At 68.7% G+C, this 22,430-nt stretch carries 24 protein-coding genes; 16 read left to right on the forward strand and 8 right to left on the reverse strand.

Going from position 1 to position 22,430, the window contains the following annotated elements; all coding sequences use genetic code 11:
* Positions 1 to 3 precede the first annotated feature (3 nt).
* The 9 genes from F3H13_RS03035 to F3H13_RS03075 all read left to right on the forward strand — a co-directional run bounded on the left by F3H13_RS03035 (position 4) and on the right by F3H13_RS03075 (position 6,561).
* Positions 4 to 711 (forward strand): 50S ribosomal protein L32e, encoded by a 708-nt coding sequence (locus F3H13_RS03035; protein ID WP_149797590.1) that lies wholly within the window; start codon positions 4 to 6, stop codon positions 709 to 711.
* Positions 704 to 1,165, forward strand: coding sequence for a 50S ribosomal protein L19e (locus tag F3H13_RS03040; RefSeq protein ID WP_149797591.1), 462 nt, complete (start codon positions 704 to 706; stop codon positions 1,163 to 1,165). Before F3H13_RS03035 ends, F3H13_RS03040 begins: the two co-directional genes overlap by 8 nt.
* Positions 1,165 to 1,722, forward strand: coding sequence for a 50S ribosomal protein L18 (locus F3H13_RS03045; RefSeq protein ID WP_149797592.1), 558 nt, complete (start codon positions 1,165 to 1,167; stop codon positions 1,720 to 1,722). The genes F3H13_RS03040 and F3H13_RS03045 overlap by 1 nt, the downstream gene beginning before the upstream one ends.
* Positions 1,715 to 2,362: a 30S ribosomal protein S5 gene (locus tag F3H13_RS03050; protein WP_006114456.1), complete on the forward strand. Its 648-nt coding sequence runs from the start codon at positions 1,715 to 1,717 to the stop codon at positions 2,360 to 2,362. Before F3H13_RS03045 ends, F3H13_RS03050 begins: the two co-directional genes overlap by 8 nt.
* Positions 2,362 to 2,826: a 50S ribosomal protein L30 gene (locus F3H13_RS03055; RefSeq protein WP_149797593.1), complete on the forward strand. Its 465-nt coding sequence runs from the start codon at positions 2,362 to 2,364 to the stop codon at positions 2,824 to 2,826. Before F3H13_RS03050 ends, F3H13_RS03055 begins: the two co-directional genes overlap by 1 nt.
* Positions 2,823 to 3,320 (forward strand): uL15m family ribosomal protein, encoded by a 498-nt coding sequence (locus F3H13_RS03060; RefSeq protein WP_149797594.1) that lies wholly within the window; start codon positions 2,823 to 2,825, stop codon positions 3,318 to 3,320. The genes F3H13_RS03055 and F3H13_RS03060 overlap by 4 nt, the downstream gene beginning before the upstream one ends.
* Before the next feature lies 1 nt (position 3,321).
* A complete protein-coding gene (secY, locus tag F3H13_RS03065) occupies positions 3,322 to 4,803 on the forward strand; it encodes a preprotein translocase subunit SecY (RefSeq protein ID WP_149797595.1) in 1,482 nt (493 codons plus the stop codon).
* A gap of 223 nt (positions 4,804 to 5,026) precedes the next feature.
* Positions 5,027 to 5,791, forward strand: a complete 765-nt coding sequence (locus tag F3H13_RS03070) for a winged helix-turn-helix transcriptional regulator (RefSeq protein WP_149797596.1) — start codon at positions 5,027 to 5,029, stop codon at positions 5,789 to 5,791.
* 62 nt (positions 5,792 to 5,853) lie between these two features.
* A complete protein-coding gene (locus tag F3H13_RS03075; RefSeq protein ID WP_149797597.1) occupies positions 5,854 to 6,561 on the forward strand; it encodes a universal stress protein in 708 nt (235 codons plus the stop codon).
* Positions 6,562 to 6,600: 39 nt separating this feature from the next.
* On the opposite strand, the gene F3H13_RS03080 is transcribed toward F3H13_RS03075, so the two are convergent.
* Together F3H13_RS03080 and F3H13_RS03085 are read right to left on the reverse strand one after the other, a co-directional pair.
* Entirely contained in the window at positions 6,601 to 7,983 is a 1,383-nt protein-coding gene (locus F3H13_RS03080) for an APC family permease (protein ID WP_149797598.1), read from the reverse strand.
* 122 nt (positions 7,984 to 8,105) lie between these two features.
* Positions 8,106 to 8,990 (reverse strand): hypothetical protein, encoded by an 885-nt coding sequence (locus F3H13_RS03085; protein WP_149797599.1) that lies wholly within the window; start codon positions 8,988 to 8,990, stop codon positions 8,106 to 8,108.
* A gap of 193 nt (positions 8,991 to 9,183) precedes the next feature.
* Here F3H13_RS03085 and F3H13_RS03090 point away from each other — a divergent pair, with 193 nt between their 5' ends.
* The 3 genes from F3H13_RS03090 (at position 9,184) to F3H13_RS03100 (ending at position 12,780) form a co-directional block, all read left to right on the forward strand.
* Positions 9,184 to 10,314 carry a tRNA (guanine(26)-N(2))-dimethyltransferase gene (locus F3H13_RS03090; RefSeq protein ID WP_149797600.1) on the forward strand — a complete coding sequence of 377 codons (1,131 nt, stop codon included), beginning with the start codon at positions 9,184 to 9,186 and terminating at the stop codon, positions 10,312 to 10,314.
* A gap of 48 nt (positions 10,315 to 10,362) precedes the next feature.
* On the forward strand, positions 10,363 to 11,676 hold the full coding sequence (locus F3H13_RS03095) for a YihY/virulence factor BrkB family protein (RefSeq protein WP_149797601.1): 1,314 nt from the start codon (positions 10,363 to 10,365) through the stop codon (positions 11,674 to 11,676).
* Between the two features lie 117 nt (positions 11,677 to 11,793).
* The gene (locus tag F3H13_RS03100) at positions 11,794 to 12,780 is read left to right on the forward strand and encodes a phosphatase PAP2 family protein (protein ID WP_149797602.1); all 987 of its coding nucleotides are present in this window, start codon (positions 11,794 to 11,796) and stop codon (positions 12,778 to 12,780) included.
* Between the two features lie 783 nt (positions 12,781 to 13,563).
* Here F3H13_RS03100 and glnA read toward each other — a convergent pair.
* Positions 13,564 to 14,934, reverse strand: a complete 1,371-nt coding sequence (gene glnA / locus F3H13_RS03105) for a type I glutamate--ammonia ligase (protein ID WP_149797603.1) — start codon at positions 14,932 to 14,934, stop codon at positions 13,564 to 13,566.
* Between the two features lie 126 nt (positions 14,935 to 15,060).
* Here glnA and lrp point away from each other — a divergent pair, with 126 nt between their 5' ends.
* Positions 15,061 to 15,519, forward strand: a complete 459-nt coding sequence (gene lrp, locus F3H13_RS03110; protein ID WP_149797604.1) for an HTH-type transcriptional regulator Lrp — start codon at positions 15,061 to 15,063, stop codon at positions 15,517 to 15,519.
* A gap of 52 nt (positions 15,520 to 15,571) precedes the next feature.
* Here the strand turns inward: lrp and F3H13_RS03115 are convergent, their stop codons facing one another.
* Both F3H13_RS03115 and gap read right to left on the reverse strand, forming a co-directional pair.
* Positions 15,572 to 16,795, reverse strand: a complete 1,224-nt coding sequence (locus F3H13_RS03115; protein WP_149797605.1) for a phosphoglycerate kinase — start codon at positions 16,793 to 16,795, stop codon at positions 15,572 to 15,574.
* Between the two features lie 173 nt (positions 16,796 to 16,968).
* Positions 16,969 to 18,021: a type I glyceraldehyde-3-phosphate dehydrogenase gene (gene gap, locus F3H13_RS03120; RefSeq protein WP_149797606.1), complete on the reverse strand. Its 1,053-nt coding sequence runs from the start codon at positions 18,019 to 18,021 to the stop codon at positions 16,969 to 16,971.
* A 216-nt stretch (positions 18,022 to 18,237) separates the two neighbouring features.
* On the opposite strand from gap, the gene F3H13_RS03125 reads away from it, so the two are divergent.
* Complete coding sequence (locus F3H13_RS03125; RefSeq protein WP_149797607.1) at positions 18,238 to 18,618, forward strand: Hsp20/alpha crystallin family protein; 381 nt, start codon at positions 18,238 to 18,240, stop codon at positions 18,616 to 18,618.
* Positions 18,619 to 18,638: 20 nt separating this feature from the next.
* On the opposite strand, the gene F3H13_RS03130 is transcribed toward F3H13_RS03125, so the two are convergent.
* Entirely contained in the window at positions 18,639 to 19,538 is a 900-nt protein-coding gene (locus F3H13_RS03130; protein WP_149797608.1) for an ATP-grasp domain-containing protein, read from the reverse strand.
* Positions 19,539 to 19,732: 194 nt separating this feature from the next.
* Entirely contained in the window at positions 19,733 to 20,023 is a 291-nt protein-coding gene (eif1A, locus tag F3H13_RS03135; protein ID WP_004597376.1) for a translation initiation factor eIF-1A, read from the reverse strand.
* A gap of 95 nt (positions 20,024 to 20,118) precedes the next feature.
* Here eif1A and F3H13_RS03140 point away from each other — a divergent pair, with 95 nt between their 5' ends.
* A complete protein-coding gene (locus F3H13_RS03140; protein ID WP_149797609.1) occupies positions 20,119 to 20,298 on the forward strand; it encodes a DUF7470 family protein in 180 nt (59 codons plus the stop codon).
* A gap of 63 nt (positions 20,299 to 20,361) precedes the next feature.
* On the forward strand, positions 20,362 to 20,607 hold the full coding sequence (locus F3H13_RS03145) for a hypothetical protein (protein ID WP_149797610.1): 246 nt from the start codon (positions 20,362 to 20,364) through the stop codon (positions 20,605 to 20,607).
* Positions 20,608 to 20,610: 3 nt separating this feature from the next.
* Here the strand turns inward: F3H13_RS03145 and F3H13_RS03150 are convergent, their stop codons facing one another.
* Positions 20,611 to 22,383, reverse strand: coding sequence for a cryptochrome/photolyase family protein (locus F3H13_RS03150; protein ID WP_149797611.1), 1,773 nt, complete (start codon positions 22,381 to 22,383; stop codon positions 20,611 to 20,613).
* Positions 22,384 to 22,430 lie beyond the last annotated feature (47 nt).

Raw genomic sequence — 22,430 nt, forward strand, 5'->3', positions numbered from 1 at the left:
CCAATGGCAGACGAACTGGAAGACATCAGCGGTGTCGGTCCCTCGAAGGCGGACGCCCTTCGCGAGGCCGGCTACGAGACGGTCGAGGACGTGAAGGCCGCCTCCCAGTCGGAGCTCTCCGAGGTCGACGGCGTCGGCAACGCGCTCGCCGCGCGTATCAAGGCCGACGTCGGCGGGCTGGAGGTCGACGAGGAGGCGGACGCGGAGATCGAAGACGAGACGGACGAGGAGGAGGCCGACGAGGCCGACGCCGACGAGACCGTCGAGACGGAGCTTCGCCCCCGCGGCCACGCCGACAAGACGCCGGCGCTGGACGACGAGACCGCTCGCGCGCTCGCACAGAAGCACCGTGAGGGGAAACCGCAGTTCAACCGGCAGGACTACCACAAGAAAAAGCGGATCCCGACGTCGTGGCGCAAGCCGCGCGGCGGGCTCTCCAAGCAGCGCCGTCGCATGAAGTCGAAGGGCCCGGTCGTCGAGGCCGGCTTCCGTTCGCCCACGGCGTCGCGCGACCTACACCCGAGCGGCTTCGAGGAGGTCCGCGTGCACAACACGGACGACCTCGAGGGCGTCGACGGCGACACGCAGGCGGTGCGTATCGCCTCGAAGGTCGGCGGTCGCAAGCGCGAACTGATCGAAGACGAGGCGGAGGAGCGGGGAATTCGCGTGCTGAACCCGACCTACGTCGAAGTGGAGGTCAACGATGAGTGATCTGAAGGCGCAGAAACGGCTCGCAGCGGACGAGCTGGACGTCGGCAAGGGCCGCGTCTGGCTCGACCCCGAAGCACAGGAGGAGATCGCGGACGCGATCACCCGCGAGGACGTCCGCGACCTCATCGACCAGGGAACGATCCGCGCGAAAGACGCGAAGACGAACTCCCGCGGTCGCGCCCGCGAGCGCGCCGAGAAGCGCTCGTACGGACACCAGTCCGGCGCCGGTACCCGGAAGGGTCGCTCCGGCGCGCGGCAGAACACGAAAGACGACTGGAAGGCGCGCATCCGCGCACAGCGCGCGCGCCTGAAGGAGCTTCGCGACGAGGAAGACGTGCTCGACGCCTCCGAGTACCGCACGCTCTACAACAAGGCGAGCGGGGGAGACTTCGAGGACGTCGCCCGTCTCGAGGCGTACATTCGGACGCAGTACGGCTACGAGGTGACGGACTAATGGCGACAGGACCACGATACAAGGTGCCGATGCGGCGCCGCCGCGAGGTCCGGACGGATTACCATCAGAGGTTGCGCCTGCTGAAATCGGGCAAGCCTCGCCTGGTCGCCCGGGTGAGCAACGCTCACGTCAGGGCGCAGCTGGTGACCCCCGGATCGGACGGCGACGAGACCCACGCGGCCGCCTCCAGCGAGGAGCTCGGCGAGTACGGCTGGGACGCCCCCACGGGCAACCTCCCCAGCGCGTACCTCACCGGCTTCCTCGCGGGCGCCCGCGCCGTCGACGCCGGCCTCGAAGAGGCCGTCCTCGACATCGGGCTCAACACGGCGACGCCCGGCAACAAGACGTTCGCGGTACAGGAAGGAGCGATCGACGCGGGGCTCGATATCCCGCACAACGACGACGTGCTGGCCGACTGGTCGCGCACGCGCGGCGAACACATCGCCGACTACGCCGAGCAGCTCGACGAGCCGCTGTACAGCGGCGCGTTCGACGCCAGCGAGCTACCCGAGCACTTCGACGACGTGCTCGCGACTATCCAGGAGGACCATGAGTAGACACAACGACGGCTGGGAACCGCGGACGCGACTCGGCCGCAAGGTACAGGACGGCGATATCACGTCGATGGAACAGGCGCTCGAATCCGGCCTCCCGCTGAAGGAGGCGGAGATCGTCGACCAGCTCCTCCCGGGGCTCGAAGACGAGGTGCTGGACATCAACATGGTCCAGCGCATGACCGACTCCGGCCGCCGCGTGAAGTTCCGCTGCGTGGTCGCCGTGGGCAACCGCGACGGCTACCTCGGCTACGCGCAGGCCCGCGACGACCAGGTCGGCGGCGCGATCCAGAAGGCGATCGACGTCGCGAAGCTGAACATCATCTCGGTCGACCGCGGCTCGGGCTCGTGGGAGGACCAGCCCGGCGGCACCAACTCCCTCACCCGCACGGCGAAGGGGAAGGCCGGCTCCGTCACCGTCGAGATCAAGCCCGCCCCGCAGGGGCTGGGCCTCGCGGCCGCGGAGACGGTCCGCAACATCTTAGAGCTCGCCGGCGTCGAGGACGCCTGGACGAACTCCGACGGCAACACGCGCACGACGGTGAACCTCGCGAAGGCGACGTTCAACGCGCTGGAGAACGCGGCGCAGTCCCGCACGCCCCAGCACGCGCGTGAGGTTCACTACGACGAGGTGAGCGAGTGATGCAGGCGATCGTACAGCTCCGCGGCGACGTCAACCTCGAGTACGGCGTCGAGGACACGCTCGACATGCTGAACGTCGGGCGCGTCAACCACGCGACGTTCGTCCCCGAGACGGACTCGTACCGCGGCATGATCGCGAAGGTCAACGACGTCGTCGCGTTCGGGGAACCGAGCGTCGAGGCCGTCGCGCGGACGATCGCGCGACGCGGCGAGCCCCTCGAGGGGTCCGCCGACGTCGACGACGAGTGGATCGACGACAACACCGACTACGCCGACCTGGAGGCGCTGGCCGAGGCGCTCGTCGACGAGGAGACGACCCTGCGCGAGCAGGGCCTCTCGCCGACGCTCCGGCTCCACGCCCCCCGCGGCGGTCACGAGGGCATCAAGCACCCGGTGATCGAGGGCGGCGAACTCGGCAAACACACCACCGAGGAGATCGACGGTCTCCTGGAGGCGATGCGATGACGAGCAAGAAACGACGACAGCGCGGATCTCGCACGCACGGCGGCGGCACGCACAAGAACCGGCGCGGCGCCGGACACCGCGGCGGCCGCGGCGCGGCCGGCCGCTCGAAACACGAGTACCACAACTACGGCCCGCTCGGCAAGCACGGATTCAAGCGCCCCGAGGACGCCCAGACGGAGGTCCTCGAAGTGAAGGTCCAGAAGCTCGACGAGGACGCGGCGCTGTACGCCGCGGACGGCCTCGCCGAGGAGGACGGCGACGCGTACGTCTTCGACGCGCGCGACGTCGTTGAGGACGGCCACGAGGCGGACGTCGTGAAGGTGCTCGGCGGCGGGCAGGTCCGGCGCGAGCTCCGCGTCACGGCCGACGCGTTCACGGCCGGTGCGGTCGAGCTCATCGAGGAGGCCGGCGGCGAGGCGACGCTCTCCGAGCGCGCCGAAGCGGCCGCTGACGAACCGGAAAACACTTCCGACGACGAGAACGACGAGGCGTAACATGAGCTGGAAGGAGGCCGCCGAACCCGTGCTCTCGCGGATGCCCGTCGTGGAGCGGCCCGCGGGGCACGTCCCGTTCAAACGGAAGCTCACGTGGACGGCCGGGATCCTGATCGTCTACTTCTTCCTGACCAACATCAACCCGTTCGGGTTGGCGGTCGGGCAGGGGTCGGACTTCTTCGGGCAGTTCCGGTCCGTTCTCGCCGGTTCGTCCGGTTCGCTGCTGCAGGTCGGTATCGGACCGATCGTCACGGCGTCCATCGTCCTCCAGCTTTTGGGCGGTGCCAACCTCCTCGGGCTCGACACGGAGAACGACCCGCGTGACCAGGTCCTCTATCAGGGCCTCCAGAAGCTGCTGGTGGTCATCGTCACCGCCCTCACGGCGGCGCCGATGGTGTTCACCGGCGGCTTCCTTCCGGCCGACGACGCCGTTGCGAGCGCGCTCGGGATCGGCACGTTCGGCGTGCAGGCGCTGATCTTCGCGCAGATCTTCGTCGGCGGCATCCTCATCCTGTTCATGGACGAGATCGTGAGCAAGTGGGGGGTCGGCTCCGGCGTCGGGCTGTTCATCATCGCGTCGGTGAGCCAGCAGATCGTCGGCGGCTTCTTCAGCTTCTCCGCGCTCGGCGCGTCCGGCTTCTTCGCGAGCTGGTACGGCGTCATCGTCGGCGACGTGCCCGCCTCGCTGTCGCCGTTCACGGCGGAGGGGCTCCAGAACCTGCTGTTCGATCCGGGGAACATTCTGGCGCTTTTCACCACGGTGTTCATCTTCGGGATCGTCGTGTACGCGGAGTCGGTCCGCGTCGAGATCCCGCTGTCGCACGCCCGCGTGAAGGGCGCCCGCGGACGCTTCCCGGTGAAGCTCATCTACGCCTCCGTCCTGCCGATGATCCTCGTTCGCGCGCTGCAGGCGAACATCCAGTTCCTCGGCCAGATCCTCTCCTCGCAGTGGGCGGGGATGCCGGCGGTACTCGGGACCTACAGCGACCAGGGACAGCCCATCGGCGGCCTGTTCTACTACCTGAACCCGATTCAGAGCCGCGAACAGTGGATGTGGTTCCTCGGTGAGATACCGGCGTCCGTCGAACCGTGGATGATCGCGATCCGGCTCGCCGTCGACCTCACGTTCATGATCGTCGGCGGCGCCATCTTCGCGATCTTCTGGGTCGAGACCACCGGTATGGGACCGGAGGCCACCGCGAAACAGATCCAGAACTCCGGGATGCAGATTCCCGGGTTCCGCCGGAACCCGCAGGTCGTCGAGAAGGTCATGGAACGGTACATCCCGCAGGTGACCGTTATCGGCGGCGCCCTCGTCGGGCTGCTCGCCGTGATGGCGAACCTGCTCGGTACCATCGGTCAGGTCTCCGGTACCGGGCTGCTGCTCGCGGTCTCTATCACGTACAAGCTGTACGAGGAGATCGCCGAAGAGCAGCTGATGGAGATGCATCCGATGATGCGCCAGATGTTCGGCAACAAGTAACGCAACTCCGAACTCACCGTTTTTCGACTCCCTCGGCCGCCGAGCGACGCTTTCCTGGCACGTACCGGTGTCGTCTCCGATTTCGGCGGTGGGCAAGCCATATTACGTCCGAACGGGTAGCTTTCGATATGACTCGTACCGCGACGCGTCCGTCCGCGTCGGTCCGCGCGCTCCGCTCGAAGCGTCGCGCGCCGCGGCCGAGCCGGCGGTCGCGGAGGCGACTATGAGCCGCCACCTCGACGAGATCGACCGACAGATCGTCCACGCGCTGATGTCGGACGCGCGGAACACCTCAGCACCGATGATCGCGGAGGGCATGAACGTCTCCGCGGGAACGGTCCGAAACCGGATCGAACGCCTCGAAGAGGCTGGCGTGATCCGCGGGTACACGGCGATCGTCGACTTCGAACAGGCGGACGGTCGACTCACCTCGGTGTTCATGTGTACGGTACCCGCCGACGAGCGGGAGCAGTTGGCGCTGGCGGCGCGGTCCATCCCCGGCGTGATCAACGTCCGCGTGCTCATGGCGGGTCGACGGGACCTCCAGGTGGTCGCGGTCGGCGAGGAGACGAGCGACTTGCGAGAGATCGCGCGGGCGCTGTCGGGGCTCGATATCCGAATCGAGGACGAGGAGCTGCTCCAGACGGAGCTTCACACACCTTACTCTCGGTTCCTCTCCGACGACTCGAGGCAGTCCGTCGTCACCGACACGGTCACCCTCGCGGACGGGACCGCCGTGATCGAGGTGTGCGTCACCGCGGACGCGCCGATCGTCGGCCGGTCGCCGTCGGAAGCCCGTGCTGACGGGACCCTGTCGACCGACGCCGTCGTGACGTCGATAGAGCGAGACGGGTCGATAATCCATCCGGTCGACGACGCGACGATCCGGCCGGACGACGTGGTGACCGTCCTCCCCAAGGAGTCCTCCGAAGACGACGTGCTGGAGGCGTTCCTCGCCGATGAGGAGACCCCGCCGCAGACCTCGTGAACCGATCCCTCCGACGGCGGCGTCTCCCCCCGTTTATTATTCCGGACCGTCTACTCTGACCCATGGCTGACACGATCCTCGTGCCGCTCGAACTGCCGGACCCGGAACCGCTGTCACCGGTGCTGGTCGAGGACCTCGCGTCGCTTTCAGTCGTGATCCTCGGTCACTACGACCTCCCGGAGCAGACGCCGGCGAGCTCCGCGCGCGAACAGTTCGGCGAGGCGGCACAGGCGACCCTTGAAGAGGTCGCCGACGCGTTTTCCGACGCCGGTGCCTCCGTTCGAACGCGACTGGTGTTCGGGAAGGACCGTGCGGCCGCGATCCGGCAGATCGCGGCGGAAGAAGACTGCGCGGCCGAGCTCGACCCCGCCCCGACGGAGGGGATCGCTCGGATACTCGTGCCGCTTCCGGACGTCGCCGAGCTCGACCGCCTCCCGACGTTCATCCGCATTCTGGCCGAAGACTCGACCCAGCAGATCACGCTGTTCCACGTCGTCGAGGGCGACGAGTCACGTGACCGCGGCGAGACGGTCGTCTCGGAGACTCGCGAGCGCCTCGTCGCGGACGGGTTCGACCCGGACGCGGTCGACACGCTGATAATCGAGGGCGACGAACACGACGAGGAGATCCTCGGGGTCGCGACGGACTACGACGCCGTCGTGATGTACGAGCCGGAGGCTCGCCTCGGAGACCGCGTGTTCGGCTCGCTGGCCGACCGGATCGCGGACGAGACGGGCGATCCGGTGATCCTCGTCAACCGAGACTACTGAGCCCGGCTCGGACCGGGACTCGTCGCCCGGTCCGTCTCTTCACTCCGCCTCCGTCGAGGCGAGCCCGTCGTCTTCCTCTCCGCGACGGGCGCGGACGATTGTCCCAACCGCCCCGGTCCGGTCCGTCCGCGACCGGCCGTACACGAGGTAGACGAGCGCGCTGCCGGCGATGATTCCGACCGCCCCGAGAATGGGGAGCGTCCCCATCTGCGTCAGGAGGCCGAGCCCGGCGAGGAAGCCGAACACCTGGACGAACGGGTAGCCGGGCGCTTCGAACTCCGGATCGTACGACGGTACGTCTGCCACTCGGAAGGCAACCAGCGCCATGTTCTCGAACGAGAAAACGAGGATCTGGAACGCACTCGCGAGCTTCGCCAGTTCGATCACGGGGACAAACGCGATGAGCAGCAGCAACACGACCCCGGTGAGCAGCACGGAGTTCCGCGGCGTCTTGAACCGCGGGTCGATGGTCTGGAGCGCCGGCGGGAGCAGGTCGTCGCGGCTCATCGCCAGCGGGAACCGCGAGGAGGAGAGCACGCCGGCGTTCGCCATGCTCGTGAGCGCGACAACGGCGATCACGGAAATGAACAGTACTCCCACGCCGCCGAGAAGCGCCCCTGCGCCGTCCGCCATCGGCGTGAGCGACGCTGTCCCGCCCGGACCCCCCGTCGTCAGCAGCTCAGGATCGCTGAGTCCGACGATCGCGCCGACGACCGCGACGTACAGGACGGTCATGATCCCCATCGATCCGAGCATCGCGCGCGGGAGGTTCTTCCCGGGGTGTTTCACCTCCTCCGCGACGCTCGCGACCTTCGTAACGCCCGCGTAGGAGACGAAGACGAATGCGGCGGCCGTGACGACTCCGCCGCTCCCGTGGGTCGCGAAGGGCGTGTACCGGGCGGTGTCGAGGACGAAGCCGGCGTTGACGACGTACGCGAGGAGACCGGCGACGACAAGGGTGACGATGACCGCCTGTATCCCCCCGCTCATCTTCGTCCCCGAGACGTTCAGGGCGACGACGAGGGTCCCGAGCGCCAGCGCGACGTAGACGACCGCTCCCTGCGAGAGCGGCGCGAAAAGCAGTAGGTAAGCACCTAAACCGACGAGCGCGAACGAGCTCTTGAACACGAGCGAGAACCACGCGCCGATCCCAGCGATCGTCCCGAAGAGCGGGCCGAGAGCCCGGTCGATGTAGAGGTAGGTCCCCCCGGACTCGGGCATCGCCGTCGCCATCTCGGCCTTCGACAGCGCCGCCGGTAAGACGACGAGCGCGGCCAACACGTACGCGAGGACCACCGCCGGTCCGGCCTTCTTATATCCCAACGCCGGGAGGACGAAGATCCCGCTCCCGATCATCGCGCCCATACTGATCATCATCGTCGGGTACAACCCGAGACTCCGATCGAGGTCGTGGTGGCCCATTCGCCTACGCGTATTACCGGCTCGTCGGGTTTATCACCATCGGTGATTCCGAAATAACCGCCTCAGAAATTGTTGATACAGTAGCGAACCACGCCACAAAATCCGGATAGCGTCGACACCAGCTACGAGTCGTCGCGTCGACCGGTCGCCTCGTCGGCGCCCTCGTCCGTCTCTTCGACCTTCTCGTCGACGGTTTCTTCGACCTTCTCGTCAACGGTCTCTTCGACTTTTTCGTCGACGGTTTCCTCAACCTTCTCGTCGACGGTCTCCTCGACCTTTTCGCCGACGGTCTCTTCGACCTTTTCATCGACGGTTTCTTCGACCTTTTCGCCGACTGTCTCCTCGACCGTTTTCTCGACGGTCTCTTCGACCTTTTCACCGACAGTCTCCTCGACCGTCTTCTCGACCGTCTCTTCGACGGTTTCGCCGACCTTCTCCTCGACGGTTTCGCCGACCTTCTCCTCGACGGTCTTCTCGACGGTCTCGCCGACTGTCTCCTCGACTTTCCCCGTGACCTCCTCGCTCACGGTGTCGCTGACGTCGTCGGCGACCTCGTTGACCTCCTTGTTGACGGTCTCGCCGACGGTCTTCTCGACTGTTTCGCCGACGCTCTTTTCGACCTCCTTGCTCACCGTCTCCTCGACCTTCTCGCCGACCGTCTCCTCGACGGTCTTTTCGACCTCCTTGCTCACTGTCTCGCCGACGGTCTTTTCGACCTCCTTGTTGACGGTCTCGCCCACGGTCTTCTCGACCTCCTTGTCGACGGTCTCGCCGACGCTCTCCTCGACCTGTTTCCCGACCTGGTCCGCGACCTCGCGGGTCATCCAGTCCGGGTCGAACCGGGCCATCTTCCAGACGACGTGGATCACGTACGAGGCGAACACCCCGATCCCGAACGCGATGGCGACGTTGTTCACCTGGAACGTCGCGATGAGCACGATCGACAGGGCGATCAGCGCGCCGTATGCGATGTCGGTTATCGCGTCCACCCGCGCCGGACTTACCATCCTCGCTCCCCCGTGTCGCCGCCGACCGCGTCCGACAGTCCACCAGTGACGTCTCCGTTCATACGTTTACGTTCCGAGCCCACGGCGTAAAAGCCTCCCATTGTCCCCGCCGCCGCCCGCCGCGGTCGACGCTTCCGAGTCGCTCCCGGCCCCGGAGCGCGGTCCTTTTACCCGGGATGACCGAACCGGTCGTATGGACATCGAAGAGGGCGGACTCACCGTCTCCGTCCCGGAGGCCCGCGACGGCGCCAGCGAGGGCACCGGTGGCGGCGTCTTCTTCAACCCGACGCAGGAGCTGAACCGCGACGTGACGGTCGCGACGCTGCGCGCCTACCGCGACCGCGAACCCCGCGCCGCCTCGTACCTCGACGCGATGGCCGCCTCGGGGATCCGGGGCGTCCGCGCCGCGGCCGAGGGATATCGGGTCACCTGCGCCGACGTCGACGCCGACGCAGTCGACCTCGCCGCCGCCAACCTCGACGCCAACGGCCTCGACGGCGAGGCGGTCCACCGCGACGTGAACGCCCTGCTGTACGATGAGGGGCCGTTCGACGTCGTCGACCTCGACCCTTACGGCACGCCGATCCCCTTCGCGGACGCGGCGTTCGCGAACGGCCGCAACCTGATCTGCGTCACCGCCACCGACACCGCGCCGCTGTGCGGCGCGCACCTCAACAGCGGGATCCGCAAGTACGGCGCGGTCCCGCGAAACACCGACTACCACCCGGAGATGGGGCTCCGGACGCTGATCTCTGCGCTCGTCCGGACCGCGGCGCGCTACGACAAGGCGGCGCGACCGATCCTCTCGCACGTCTCCCGGCACTACGCGCGGACCTACCTCGAGCTGGAGTCGGGCGCCCGCGCGGCCGACGACTGCCTCGAGGCCCTCGGGCACGTCGATCACTGCGAGGACTGCCTCTGGCGCGAGGCGACGCCCGGACACATCGCCGACCCCGTCGCCGCCTGTCCCGAGTGCGGGAGCGACCGCGTCCTCACGGCGGGTCCGATCTGGCTCGGCCCGGTCGCGGACGCCGACTTCGCGCGCGCCGTCCGCCGCGAGGTGACCGACGACATGGGAGAGGCGAAGCGCGCGCGCAAGCTGCTCGGCACCGTCGCGCGCGAGCTCGACACCCCGACGCACTACGACCAGCACCGGCTGTACAAGGAGTGGGGCGAGCCCGCCATCGGGATGGAAGAGTTCGTTGAGCGCGTGCGCGCGGCCGGCCACGAGGCGAGCCGCGCGCACTACCGCGGCACGGCCGTGAAGAGCACGGCGTCGATCCCCGAGATGCGCGAGGCGGTCCTCGGCGACGACGCGGACTGACGGGGTCACACCCCCCCGTTTTTGTCGCGGTCGGCCGAAACGCGTGACGTGTCTCGACACTCGCGCACCGCGTTCGGCACGGCTCGGCGCGTCGCCGACCTCGCGATAGACCGGCAGGCGACGTTCCTCGCGGCCGCCATCGCCTACTACGCGTTCGTCTCGCTCGTCCCCGCGCTCCTGTTGCTCGTCGTCGTTGCCACCGCCGTCTTCGGCGAGACCATCGCCGCGGAGCTGGTCGCGTCGACGGGGAACTTCCTCACGCCGGCCGGCGAGGAGGCTGTCGTCGCCGCCGTCTCCTCGGCCGGCGGGCGGACCGGCGCCAGCCTGCTCGGGCTCGGCGTGTTGCTCTGGTCGACGCTGAAGGTGTTCCGCGGGCTCGACACGGCGTTCGTCTCGCTGTACGGCGGCGACGAGCCGCCGGGCTTCCTCAAGCAGGTCGCCGACGCCGCCTCGGTCGTCGTCGCCGTCGGCGTCGGCATCGGCGTGATGGTCGCCGTCGGCGCGTTCGTCGCGGCCGCGGACGCGGTCCCGCTGGTCGGTGTGGCGAGCGTCCTCGCTCTACCCCTCTTCCTCGCCGCCGTCTTCTTCCCCATGTACTACATCCTCCCGCAGCCGTCGATCGGCGTCCGCGAGGCCCTTCCGGGCGCGGCGTTCGCGGCGGTCTGCTGGACGCTGCTCCAGGCCGGCTTTCAGGTGTACGCCGCAGGCGCCGCGCAGTACCAGGTGTACGGCGTCATCGGCGGGATCCTCCTCTTGGTCACCTGGCTCTACCTCGCCGCCGTCGTCGTCGTCCTCGGCGGCGCGGTCAACGTGGTGCTCGCGGGCCGAGGAGACGACGGCGACCGCCTCGGGAACGATCGCGGCGCCGGGCTCGCGGGGCCCTCGGACGACGCCGCGGACCGGCAGTTACAACAGGACCGCGACCGACCCACGGGTATGAACGGCGAGTCGGATCCCGACGGGGACGACGGCGAGCGGCCGCGCGGCGCGCCGGACGTCGCCGCCCTCGAAGCGGAGGTCCGGGAGCTACGGTCGCAACTCGACGAGTTCGAGGACGACGTGGAACGCCGCACGGTCGACAAACCCGAGGTCGAGTCGGAGCTGAAGCGGTACGTCCGCTCGCGGATGCGGCGCGGCCACGCCCGCGGCTGGGGCCCGTACCTCGTGTTGCTGTACGGGACCGTGCTGACGCTCGCGGCGCTGACCTCGCTTCAGGGGATCTACGCGGTCGGCGCCATCGTGGTCCTCGGGCTGTCGACGCTCGGCCTGTACACGATATTCGTCGTCGTCGGCATCGGCCTCAACCTGATCGAGACGCCCGGCAAGGCGCTCGATTACGCCCGCCGCCGCGGCGATGACTGACGCGGCGACGCCCACGCCCGCGTCGGCGCCGGCCGAACTGCCGGCGACGCCCGCCCTGGCGCCGGCCGAACTGCCGGCGACGCCCGCCCCGGCAACGATTCACCGGGTGATCGACGCGTGACCGGACTCGTCGCCGCCGAGCGCGGGCTCGGCGAGACCGCGTTCGTCGAGGCGCTCCCGGAGGTCGTCGTCGTCGCCTTCGCGGCCGTCACCCATCTCGCGGACCCGTGGTTCCTCTTCGCGCTGCTCGCGGTCGGCTACTGGTTCGCGAGCGAAAGGGTCGCGGGGTCGCCGCGCCGTGCCGGCGCGACGGCCATCGCGGCCGTCACCTGCGCGTACGCCGCGACGGCGCTCGGCAAGGCGTGGTTCGCGGTCCCCCGCCCGCCCGGAGCGATGCCGCCCGCCGACGTGCCGACGTGGCTCCCCGCGCTCCTCTCCGGCTGGTACGAGGCGCAGGTGCTCTCGGACGGGTTCGGCTTCCCGAGCGGCCACGCCACCGGCGGCGCGGCCGCGTACCTCGCCGTGGCCCTGTTGTACGACCGGTTCTGGGCGGACCGCGCCCGCTACCTCGCGGCCGGCGCGGTCGCCGTCGCCGTCGCGACCTCGCGGGTCGTCATCGAGGTGCACTACCTCGTCGACGTGCTCGCGGGGCTGGCCGTCGGCGCGGGGACGGTCGCCGTCGCGCTGTGGCTCGCCGGCGACCCCCGCGTCCGGCGCTCCGCGAGCGCGGAGACGGCGGCCGGCCCGACCGCCGCACTGAACCCCGCCCCGGCGTTCCTCCTCGCGGCGGTCGTCTCGACCGGCGCGCTGGCCGTCGCGGTCGCGGGCGGCCACACCGGGGAGGTGGTCGAGGCGGGGATCGGGATCGCGACCGGCGCGGGCGGCGCGGTCGGCTGGCGGCTCGTCGAGGGCGACGAGCCCGCGGTCCCGGTCCGGGTCGCGGTCCCCGCCCTCGCCGTCACCGGTGGGCTCTGGGTCGGCGCGTACGCGCTCGCGGGGACTCTCCCGGTGACGCTGGTCGCGACGACCGCCGCCGTGGTCGCCGTCGTCGCGCTCCCCGCGCTGCCCGAGCGGGTCGAGGCGCTGTCGGACGCCCGGAACTGAGTGGTCTTGCGAGTCGCCGCCGCGGACGCCTCGCAGCCGGCCACGGGAGCGGACGAACGGGCGCGCCGACGGCGATATCACATTTACATGGCCGTGAGCGGATGCGACGATCGCTTATAAATAGCGGTGCGGCTGGCGCGTGCCGACGAGCGCCCGATAGGGCGCGATGTCGCACGCGCGAGGGAGTCGGTGGTCCGGAGCGAAGCGGAGGACCACCGACGAGGCTGGGGAGGCGTGAGGCTGCGGTCGCTGTGCGGTGCGGGGCGGGACTCAAAGGGGCAGTCGCGAGGGCGAAGCACGCCGCAGTAAGCACCGCAGCGAAGGAGCGGTAGCGACTGAGCGAGGCGCGCAGCAAGGCGCGCGAGCCGTCGCGGCTGGGGCTTTGGAGGAGTCTGCTGTCGATCCGTGATCAATCATTTATAAACGAGCGGTTGGGGCTTTGGAGGAGTCTGCTGTCGATCCGCGATCAATCATTTATAAACGAGCGGTTGGGGCTTTGGAGAAGTCTGCTGTCGATCCGCGATCAATCATTTATAAATGAGCGGCCGGGGCTTGGAGGCGTCTACCGCACCGCTGTTGCTCACAGAGAGACAGCCGACAGCGACGCCGCTCGCACACGGGTACCCACCAATTCCAACCGCGTCTCACACCCGCCCCCGAAACCGATCGCTCGATGAGTTCACGCGCTCGTGGGGGGCGAAGCGCTGACACGCAAAAACGCGTAGAAAATGAAATCAGACGAAACGAGACTGCTGCGACCGCCCGAGCGATCGAGCCGTCGCCTCAGAACGTCTCCAGGTAGCGGTCCTCCTCCCACTGCGACACCTGGGTGAGGTACTCGCTGAACTCCTGGGACTTCGCCTCGGCGAACTTCTCGGAGGTGTGGGGGCCGAGCGCCTCCTGGAGCACCTCGTCGGTCTCCAGCTCCTCGACGGCGGCGCCGAGGTTCGGCGGCAGCGTCTCGATGCCGTACTCCTCGCGTTTCGCGTCGTCGAACTCGTAGATGTCCTCGCGGACCGGGTCGCCGGGGTCGGCCTCGGTCTTGATCCCGTCGAGGCCGGCGGCGATGAGCGACGCCATCCCGAGGTACGGGTTACAGGACGGGTCGGGGCTGCGGACCTCGAAGCGCGCGGAGACGCCCGCGGCGTCGGGCACGCGGACGAGCGCCGAGCGGTTCGTGTCGGACCACGCGACGTAGATGGGCGCCTCGTAGCCGGGCACCAGGCGCTTGTAGGAGTTCACGGTCGGGTTCGTCACGGCCGTGAACGCGGGGGCGTGGTTCAGGATACCGCCCATGAACTGGTAGGCCGTCTCGCTCAGGTTGAACTCGTCGTCGTCGTCGGCGAAGGCGTTGCCGTCCTCGTCGAACAGCGAGATGTGGCTGTGCATGCCCGAGCCGTTGATGTCGGCGATGGGCTTGGGCATGAACGTCGCGTGGAGGTCGTGTTGGCTCGCGACCGCGCGGACGACGGCGCGGAACGTCGCGATGTTGTCCGCGGTGGTGAGCGCGTCGTCGTACTTGAAGTTGATCTCGTGTTGCCCCTCTGCGACCTCGTGGTGGGAGGCCTCGATCTCGAAGCCCATCTCCTCTAAGGTGAAGATGATCTCCTTGCGCACGTCCGAGGCGAGGTCCTTCGGCGCCAGATCGAAGTAGCCGCCGTTGTCGTGGGGGACGGTGGTCGCGTTCCCCTCGTCGTCGGTCTTGAACAGGAAGAACTCGGGTTCCGGACCGATCGAGACGGAGTAGCCCATCTCCTCGGCCTCGGCGAGAACCGACTTCAGCACCTGGCGCGGGCCGCCGGCGAACGGCTCGCCGTCGGTGTCGACGATGTCACAGATGAGGCGGGCGGCCCCGCTGCCGTCGTCGCCGTTGCTGCGCCACGGGAGCACCGCGAACGTGTCGGGGTCGGGGACGAGCCGCATGTCCGACTCCTGGATGCGCACGAACCCCTCGATGGAGGAGCCGTCGAAGTAGATTCCCTCGGTGAACGCCTTTTCCGCCTGGTGGGCGGGAACGGAGACGTTCTTCACGACGCCGAGGATGTCGGTGAACTGGAGCCGCAGGAAGTCGACGTTCTCTTCCTCGATCTCGTCGAGTACCGCCTGTTCCTCGGCCGTGAGGCCGCCGTCTGTTTTCGCGTGTTCGTCCGTCATGTTCTGGACGCTTCATTCGTTATCTGCCAGTATAAAGGCCTTATCGCTTGGCGCATGAACCGCCAGACAGGCAAAACTGCTGGACGTTCGTAAAATTCTAAACCCCCGAAAGCGTGGTTGGGTGTGATGACGTACGAAAACCTCGACGCGAAACTTATCAACTCGCTGCTCAGCAACGGCCGCGCGAGCCTCCGGAGCCTGGGCGACGAGCTCGACGTCTCGGTGACGACCGTTTCGAACCATCTCCGCGACCTTGAAGAGGAGGGCGTGATCCGGGGGTACACGCCCGTCGTCGACTACGACAAGCTCGGCTACGACGTGACGGCCGTGCTCCAGCTCAAGGTCGAGGGGAGCGCGCTGCCGGACGTCACCGAGAAGCTGCGCCAGGAGAAGCAGATGGTGAGCGTCTACGAGGTCACGGGCGACTACGACGTGATCGCCATCGGGAAGTTCACCGACACGGACGGCATGAACGACCAGATCAAGTCGATCCTCACGGACGCGGACATCCGGGAGTCGAACACGAGCGTCGTCCTCAACGCGGTCACGGAAAACGAGCAGTTCGACCTCGACGTCCAGGAGTAGCTCGGTCGCCCGAATCAAACGCCCCTCCCCGCCCGGAGACGACTCCGCCCTTCTACTGCCGCTCTGCCGCCGCCTCCAAGACTTCCACCGCCGGGAGCGGCTCGCCAGTCAGCGCGCGGATGTACGCCCCGCCCGCGATGGAGACGTGCGAGAAGTCGTCCTCGCGCAGGCCGTACATCTCGATGGCCCGCGAGGTGTCGCCGCCGCCGACGACGGAGAAGCAGTCCGTCTCCGCGATGGCCTCGAGCACGCCGACGGTGCCGTCCGCGAACCGCTCGTCCTCGAAGACGCCGAGCGCGCCCTTCACGAAGACGGCGTCGGAGTCGCGGATCGCCGGCTCGTAGTCGGCGACCGTCGCGGAGCCCACGTCGAGGTACCCCGTCTCCTTCTCGTCGATGTCGTCGACGGCGACCTCGGCGCGCTCGCCCTCTGGGCCCTCGTACGCGAGGTCGCTCGCGAGGCGGATCGCGTCGCCGCGCTCGTCGAGGACCGACTCGATCAGCTCGCGGTTCGCCTCCCACTGCTCGTCGAACAGGTCTAGCCCCGCCACGTCGCGGCCGACTGGGTGGCCCGCGGCGCGCAAGAACAGCTCGCCGGCGACGCCACCGAGGAGGAACCGGTCGACGCGGTCGTCCAAAGCGTCCATCACGCCGATCACGTCGGTCGCCTTCGTCCCGCCGACGACCATCGTCACGGGGCCGTCGAACTCGCGGGTCGCGATGGCGGTGTTCGCCTCGTACTCCGTCTCCATCACGCGGCCCGCGTACGCGGGGAGGGCGAGCGGGAAGCCGACCAGCGAGGCGTGTTTCCGATGCGCCGCCGAGTAGGCGTCGTTGACGTACGCGTCGAAGTGCGGCGCGAGGGTCCGAACGAACTCCGTCTCGGCCTTCTCCTCGGGCGACTCCTCGGGCAGTTCGTCGTCGCACATCCGGGTGTTCTCCAAGAGGAGGACTTCGCCCGCGTCGAGCGCGTCGACGGCGTCGAGCGCCTCGTCGCCGTACGTGTCCGCGACGAAGCCGACCTCGCGGCCGACGTGGTCGGTGAGGATGTCGGCGTGGCCCGAAAGCGACGTGAAGTCGTCGCGGCCGGGCCGGCCCTGATGCGCCATGAGCACGACGCGGTGACCGGCGTCGGCCAGCTCGCGGACCGTCTCCGCGTGACGCTCGAAGCGGCGGTTGTCCTGCGGTGCTCCGTCCTCGATTGGGGAGTTGAGGTCGAGTCGGACGAGGACGCGTTTGTCTGCCGGGAGGTCGTCGATGGTGTCGAAGGTGGGCATGGGTGAACAGTCGTCGATGAGATAGTTAAGGGGTGGTGCTCCGGGGGAACGTTGCCGCCCGGGTGGCTGGCGTCGTCCGTCAGTCGGGTGGCTGGCGTCGTCCGTCAGTCGGGTGGCTGGCGTCGTCCGTCGGCCGGATGTCGCCCTTCGTTCGTCGCCCGGGTGTCGGGCGTTCAGGCCTCGTCTTGAACGTACGCGGCCATGTCGAGCATCCGGTTCGAGAAGCCGTACTCGTTGTCGTACCAGGTGAGGATCTTCACCAGCTTCCCGCCGGCGATGACGTTCGTCGACTGGAGGTCGACGTAGCTGGAGAAGGGGAGCCCGACGATGTCCGAGGAGACGACCTCGTCGTCGGTGTAGCCGAGGACGCCCGCGAGCGGGCCGGAGTCGGCGGCGTCGCGGAAGGCGGCGTTGACCTCCTCCGCGGTGACGTCCTCGTCGAGGCTGACGACGAACTCGGTGATGGAGCCGGTCGGGACCGGGACGCGCATCGCCATCCCGTCGATCTTGCCCTCAAGCTGCGGGAGGACCTCCTGAGCGGCGCCCGCGGCGCCCGTCGAGGTCGGGACGATATTCTCGGCGGCCGCGCGGCCGCGGCGCCGCTTGGCCATCGGGCCGTCGATGAGGCTCTGGGAGCCGGTGTAGGCGTGAACGGTGGTGAGGGTGCCGGCGTCGATGCCGAACTCCGCGTCGAGCACCTTCGCGACCGGAGTGATGGAGTTCGTGGTACAGGACGCGTTCGAGATCACGTCGTCGCCCTCGTACTCGTCGTGGTTGACGCCGTAGACGAGCTGCTTGACCGGCTTCTCGCCCTTCGGGGGCGCCGAGATGATCACTGTGTCGGCGCCGCCGTCGAGGTGCGCGCTGGCGTCGTCGCGGGTGCGGAAGATGCCCGTGCACTCCAAGGCGACGTCGACGTCCAGCTCGTCCCAGGGGAGGTCCGCGGGGTCCTGAACGTTGAACAGCGGGACGGCGGTGCCGCCGACCGTCAGCTCGTCGTCGTCGCGCTCGACGCCGTCGAGCCGGCCCATGACGGTGTCGTACTTCGCGAGGTAGCCCATGTCGTCGAAGTCCATCACGTCGTTGATCCCGACGAGCTCGATCCGCGGGCTCTCTAACACCGCGCGGAACACGTTGCGCCCGATGCGACCGAAGCCGTTGAGCCCCACCCGAACGACCTCGTCGTCGCTCACGTCGTCACCGGCAGACAGATACGATTTACTCATGTTCGAAAAAAGCGAGCCGCAACTACTTAAATCCGGCCCAGTCGCTCCGAGACCGTCATAATCGTTAGAATTTGTTACGACCGGCGCTTCGAATCGCGGTCGGTCCCGGAGTTCGCTGTCGGCCGACGCCGGTCGTCGACTCGGCGGGCGGGAGGGGTAGCGGCCGATACGGCGACCGACAGAAGGCTTATCGGGATCACCGACTTCACGGGAGGTATGGACAGAGACGACCGCGACGATCCGTTCGGAGACTTCTTCGAGGAGATCGAGCGGATGATGAACGAGATGGCCGGCGGCGACGCTCCGTCGGCAGACGACGCGGGGTTCGGCTCCGACACCCACGTCGACGCGTACACCACCGAGGAGTCGGTGCGTCTCGTCGCCGACCTCCCCGCCGTCTCGAAGGACGACCTCTCGCTGCGCTGCGACGGTGACGCGCTGACCATCTCCGCGGTCACCGGCCGGCGCGAGTACGACGAGACGGTCGAGCTCCCCGTGCCGGTCGACGAGCACTCCGCGGACGCGACGTTCAACAACGGCGTCTTAGAGGTCTCGTTCGACCGCGACGACGACAGCGCGTCAATCGATCTCGTCTGAGTCTGCGGTCGCCCCCGCTTTTATTCCGCTTCGGCGGTCCGCCGGATCAGCGCCGCGAACCGGTCGTAGAAGTCGTCCGCGTACTTCGTCGCGGCGTCGACGGTCGGCCGCGCGTTCGTCTCGTTGACGACGAGGCGGTCGGCCGTCGCGAGCAGGTCGACGCCGAGGTAGTCGATCCCGAGCGCCGCGGCCGCGCGCTCCGCGAGATCGCGGGCCTCGGGCTCCAACTCGACGCCGCGAGCGGTCGCGCCGCGGTGGACGTTGTGCTTCCACCGGCCGGCCGCGAGCGCCTCGTCGTCGAGTTCGCGCTCCACCGCCCCCGCACACGCGCCGTCGACGACCATCGCGCGGTAGTCGCGCGCGTCGGGGAGGTACTCCTGAATCAGGAACGACTTGTCGCCGGTGGCGCGGTAGTCGTGGATCAAGTTTAGGTAGTCGACGACGCCGAGCAGGGAGTCGAGGTCGGTCGCGGTCGCCACGCCGACCCCGCGCGTCGCGGAGTTCGGCTTCACGACGACGGGGTACGAGAACTCCTCGACGGCGTCGACGACGACCGACTCGTCGACGGGGTTCGACACGAGCGTCGTCTTCGGCGTCGGCACCCCCGCGGCCGACAGCCTCGCCAGCACGCCCGCCTTGTTGCGCGAGGCGACGACCGCGTCGCGGCCGTTCACCCACGGGACGCCGAGGCGCTCGTCGACGACCGCCCCCTCCATCAGGCGAGTCGGGTAGACGAGGCCGACGTCGAAGCCGTCGAACTCCTCGGGGTCGACCGCCGCCGCTTCGCCGCTTTCTCCGCCGGACACCCGGAGCGCCCGCTCCTTCGCTTGGACGTGACCCACCTCGATGCCGCGGTCCGCGAGGGGCTCGCGCACGCGTTCGAACGTCTCCGCGTCGGTGGTCATCGCGAGCCGGAGCATAGCCGTGTTGCGGGCCGATCGGACTTAAAAACGGCGTGAGCGCCGCGACGGCAGCGTTACTTTCCGATAGGCGGTGGCGCGTGCCTCCGAGCGGCCGGGACGTTGACGGCGTTCACCGCCGATCCGTAGTCAGATACTTATAAATAAGCGGCCGGGATTCCGGCGACCTCTCCCGCCGATCCGCGCGAACCGACTTATTGGAGGTGGCCTTCCTCGCGGAGCTGTTCGGCCTCGCTCTTCTCGTAGCGCCACGAGATGTCGGCCTTCTCGTCCTGCCAGTCCCACGGCTCGACGAGGACGATGTCGTCTTCGCGGATCCACACCCGCTTTTGCATCCGACCGGGGATGCGCGCGGTTCGCTGTTTTCCGTCCGCACAGCGCACCTTGACGCGGTTCGCGCCGAGCATCTCGACGACCTCCGCGAACACCTCGTCGTCGTCGGGCATCCGGAGGTCGTTCCGACCGCCGCCGTCTCCGTTGCTCATGCGTACGCGGTGATACGCGCTCGCGGAAATAAAAGGGCCGCTCTCCGCCGCCGAGATCCTTCCGTTTTAACAACGACCGAGGATCACCAGACGACATGCGCGACACGCTCGGTCTCGAAGGCATCGCCGGGGTTTTCGTCGTCTTCGTCGCCGTCGGTATCATCGCCGTCCGCGATCCCGTCATCGCCGGCGCCGTACTGCTCCTCATTGCCGGCCTCGCGCTGATAGCGAAGGGGCTCGTCGACACCGCCATGCGGTCGTTCGGACTGAAATGAGCCGACTGCGGCGGTTCACCGCGCTCCCGAAAAGCTCATAATCGCCGACCGTTCCTCTCAGATATGGTCGAAGTACCCGCCGTCGCGGTCGAACTCGTCGAACTCCTCGCCGTCACCGTCGGCGCCGGCGCGGCCGCCGCGGTCGGCGTCGTCCTCGAACAGTTCGGGCTCTCGGCGGCCTCGGGCGGCGACCTCGTCCTCGGCGCGTGGGCCGTCGGCATGGGGCTAATCGCGCTGTACGTGGGGCTCGTCGGACTCGGCTACGAGCAGGCGCTCCCGCGGTTGCGCCGGCTCGCGAGCGGCGAGTAGGCGCTACAGCTTCCCCTCGCCGGCGAGTTCGCGCACCCGATCCGCGCGCTCGCGGATCGACTCCCACTCCGCGTCGTCTTTGTTGTCGACGTGCGAGTACATCAGGCCCATCCGGCCGGTGCCCCGGAGCGTCTCCTCGTTCTCCTTCAAGAAGTCCCAGTAGAGCGCGTTGAACGGGCACGCGCCCTCGCCCGTGGTCCGCGAGACGGCGTACCGGCAGTCCGCGCAGTGGTCGCTCATCCGGTTGACGTAGCTCCCCGAGGAGGCGTACGGCTTCGAGGAGAGCACGTCGGTGCCGAACGACCCCATCGCGACCACGTTCGGCGTCGTCACCCAGTGGTAGGCGTCGACGAAGCCGAGGTGGAACCACTCGTTCAGTTCCGCCGGGTCGGCGCCGTAGACGAGCGCGAAGTTCGCGAGCACCATCAGCCGCTCGATGTGGTGCGCGTAGCCGTACTCGCGGACGTGACCCACCGCCTCGGAGAGACACCGCATGTCGGTGTCGCCGTCCCAGTAGGCGGGCGGGAGGTCCCGCGACTGCTCCAGCCGGTTCGCGTCGGCCAGCTCGGGCATCGCCTCGCGGTAGACGTGGCGCACGAACTCCCGCCAGCCGATCACCTGCCTGATGAACCCCTCCGCGGCGTTGAGCGGGACGGGGGCGAGGTCGCCGCTCGACGCCGCTTCCGTCTCCTCCCCGCCACCGGCCGCGTCGTTGCCACTCGGCCCCTCCTCGTCCGAGTCGTCGTCCCCGAAGTCGTCGAGCGACGTCGCCGCCGCGCCGCCCCCGCCGTGCTCGGCGGGGTCGTACGCGCCCGGCTCGACGCCCCGCTCCGCGTAGGCGCGCTCGACGGCCCGCACCGGCTCGCGCGGGTCGAGCAGCCCGAGGTTGATCGCCGGCGAGCACAGCGAGTGCGAGCAGAACGGCTCGCCGCCGACCATCGCGTCCTGATACCGGCCGAACGCGGGGAGCCCCTCGCGGACGAAGCGGTCGAGCGCCTCGCGCGCCTCGTCGCGGGTGACCGGCCACGCGAACTCGTCGAGCGAGTCGTTCCCCCACGTGTCGAACCGCTCGCGCACCCACGCGTGGGTCTCGCGGGTCAGCTCGTCCGGCTCGAACGTCGGCCGCGCGGGCGGCTCCCACCCCTCCGGCGGCGTCTCCTGGTTGTCGTCGTCGTAGTTCCACTCGCCGCCGACGGGCTCGCCGTCGGCCATCAACACGCCCGTCTCGCGGCGGACGTGTCGGTACCAGTTCTCCTGTCGGTAGGTGCGCTCGGCCGCCCCGTCGGCGCCGATCTCCGTCTCCTCCCCGCCGGTCCACGCCCGCCAGTCTCCGGGGGTCGTCCAGAACAGCTCGTTGTCGACGAGTTCGAGGGTGCCGCCGCGCTCGGCGACGTGCTCGCGGAGCCGCTCGCCGGCGCCGTGACTCGCGGGGCGCATCAGCTGAAGGTGCGGTCCGTCGCTGTCGGTGTCGCCGTCACCGTCGGCGCCGCCGTCGCGGCCGTCGGCCGCCCCGGCCGTGCGCTCAGCGAAGAAAGCGTCGAGCCCGTCGCCGAACGAGTCCGCTCGCAGGTACGTCACGTCGTGGCCGCGCTCGCGGAGCTCGTCGCGGAAGTGCCGCATCGCCGAGAACACGAGGGTCAGCTTGTGGGCGTGGTACGGCTTTCGATCGGCGAAGCCGTGCGCTTCGATCAGCAGCACGTCGTCGGCTGCGTCGAGGACGTCGAGGTCGGGGTTGAGCTGGTCGCCGAGCAGCCAGCAGGTCGTCCGGTCGCTCACGATGAGACTCAGGGGCGCCAGCGGCATAGCTCCGACGCCCCTCCGCA

The sequence above is a fragment of the Halorubrum xinjiangense genome, from assembly GCF_900102375.1.
Classification (GTDB): domain Archaea; phylum Halobacteriota; class Halobacteria; order Halobacteriales; family Haloferacaceae; genus Halorubrum; species Halorubrum xinjiangense.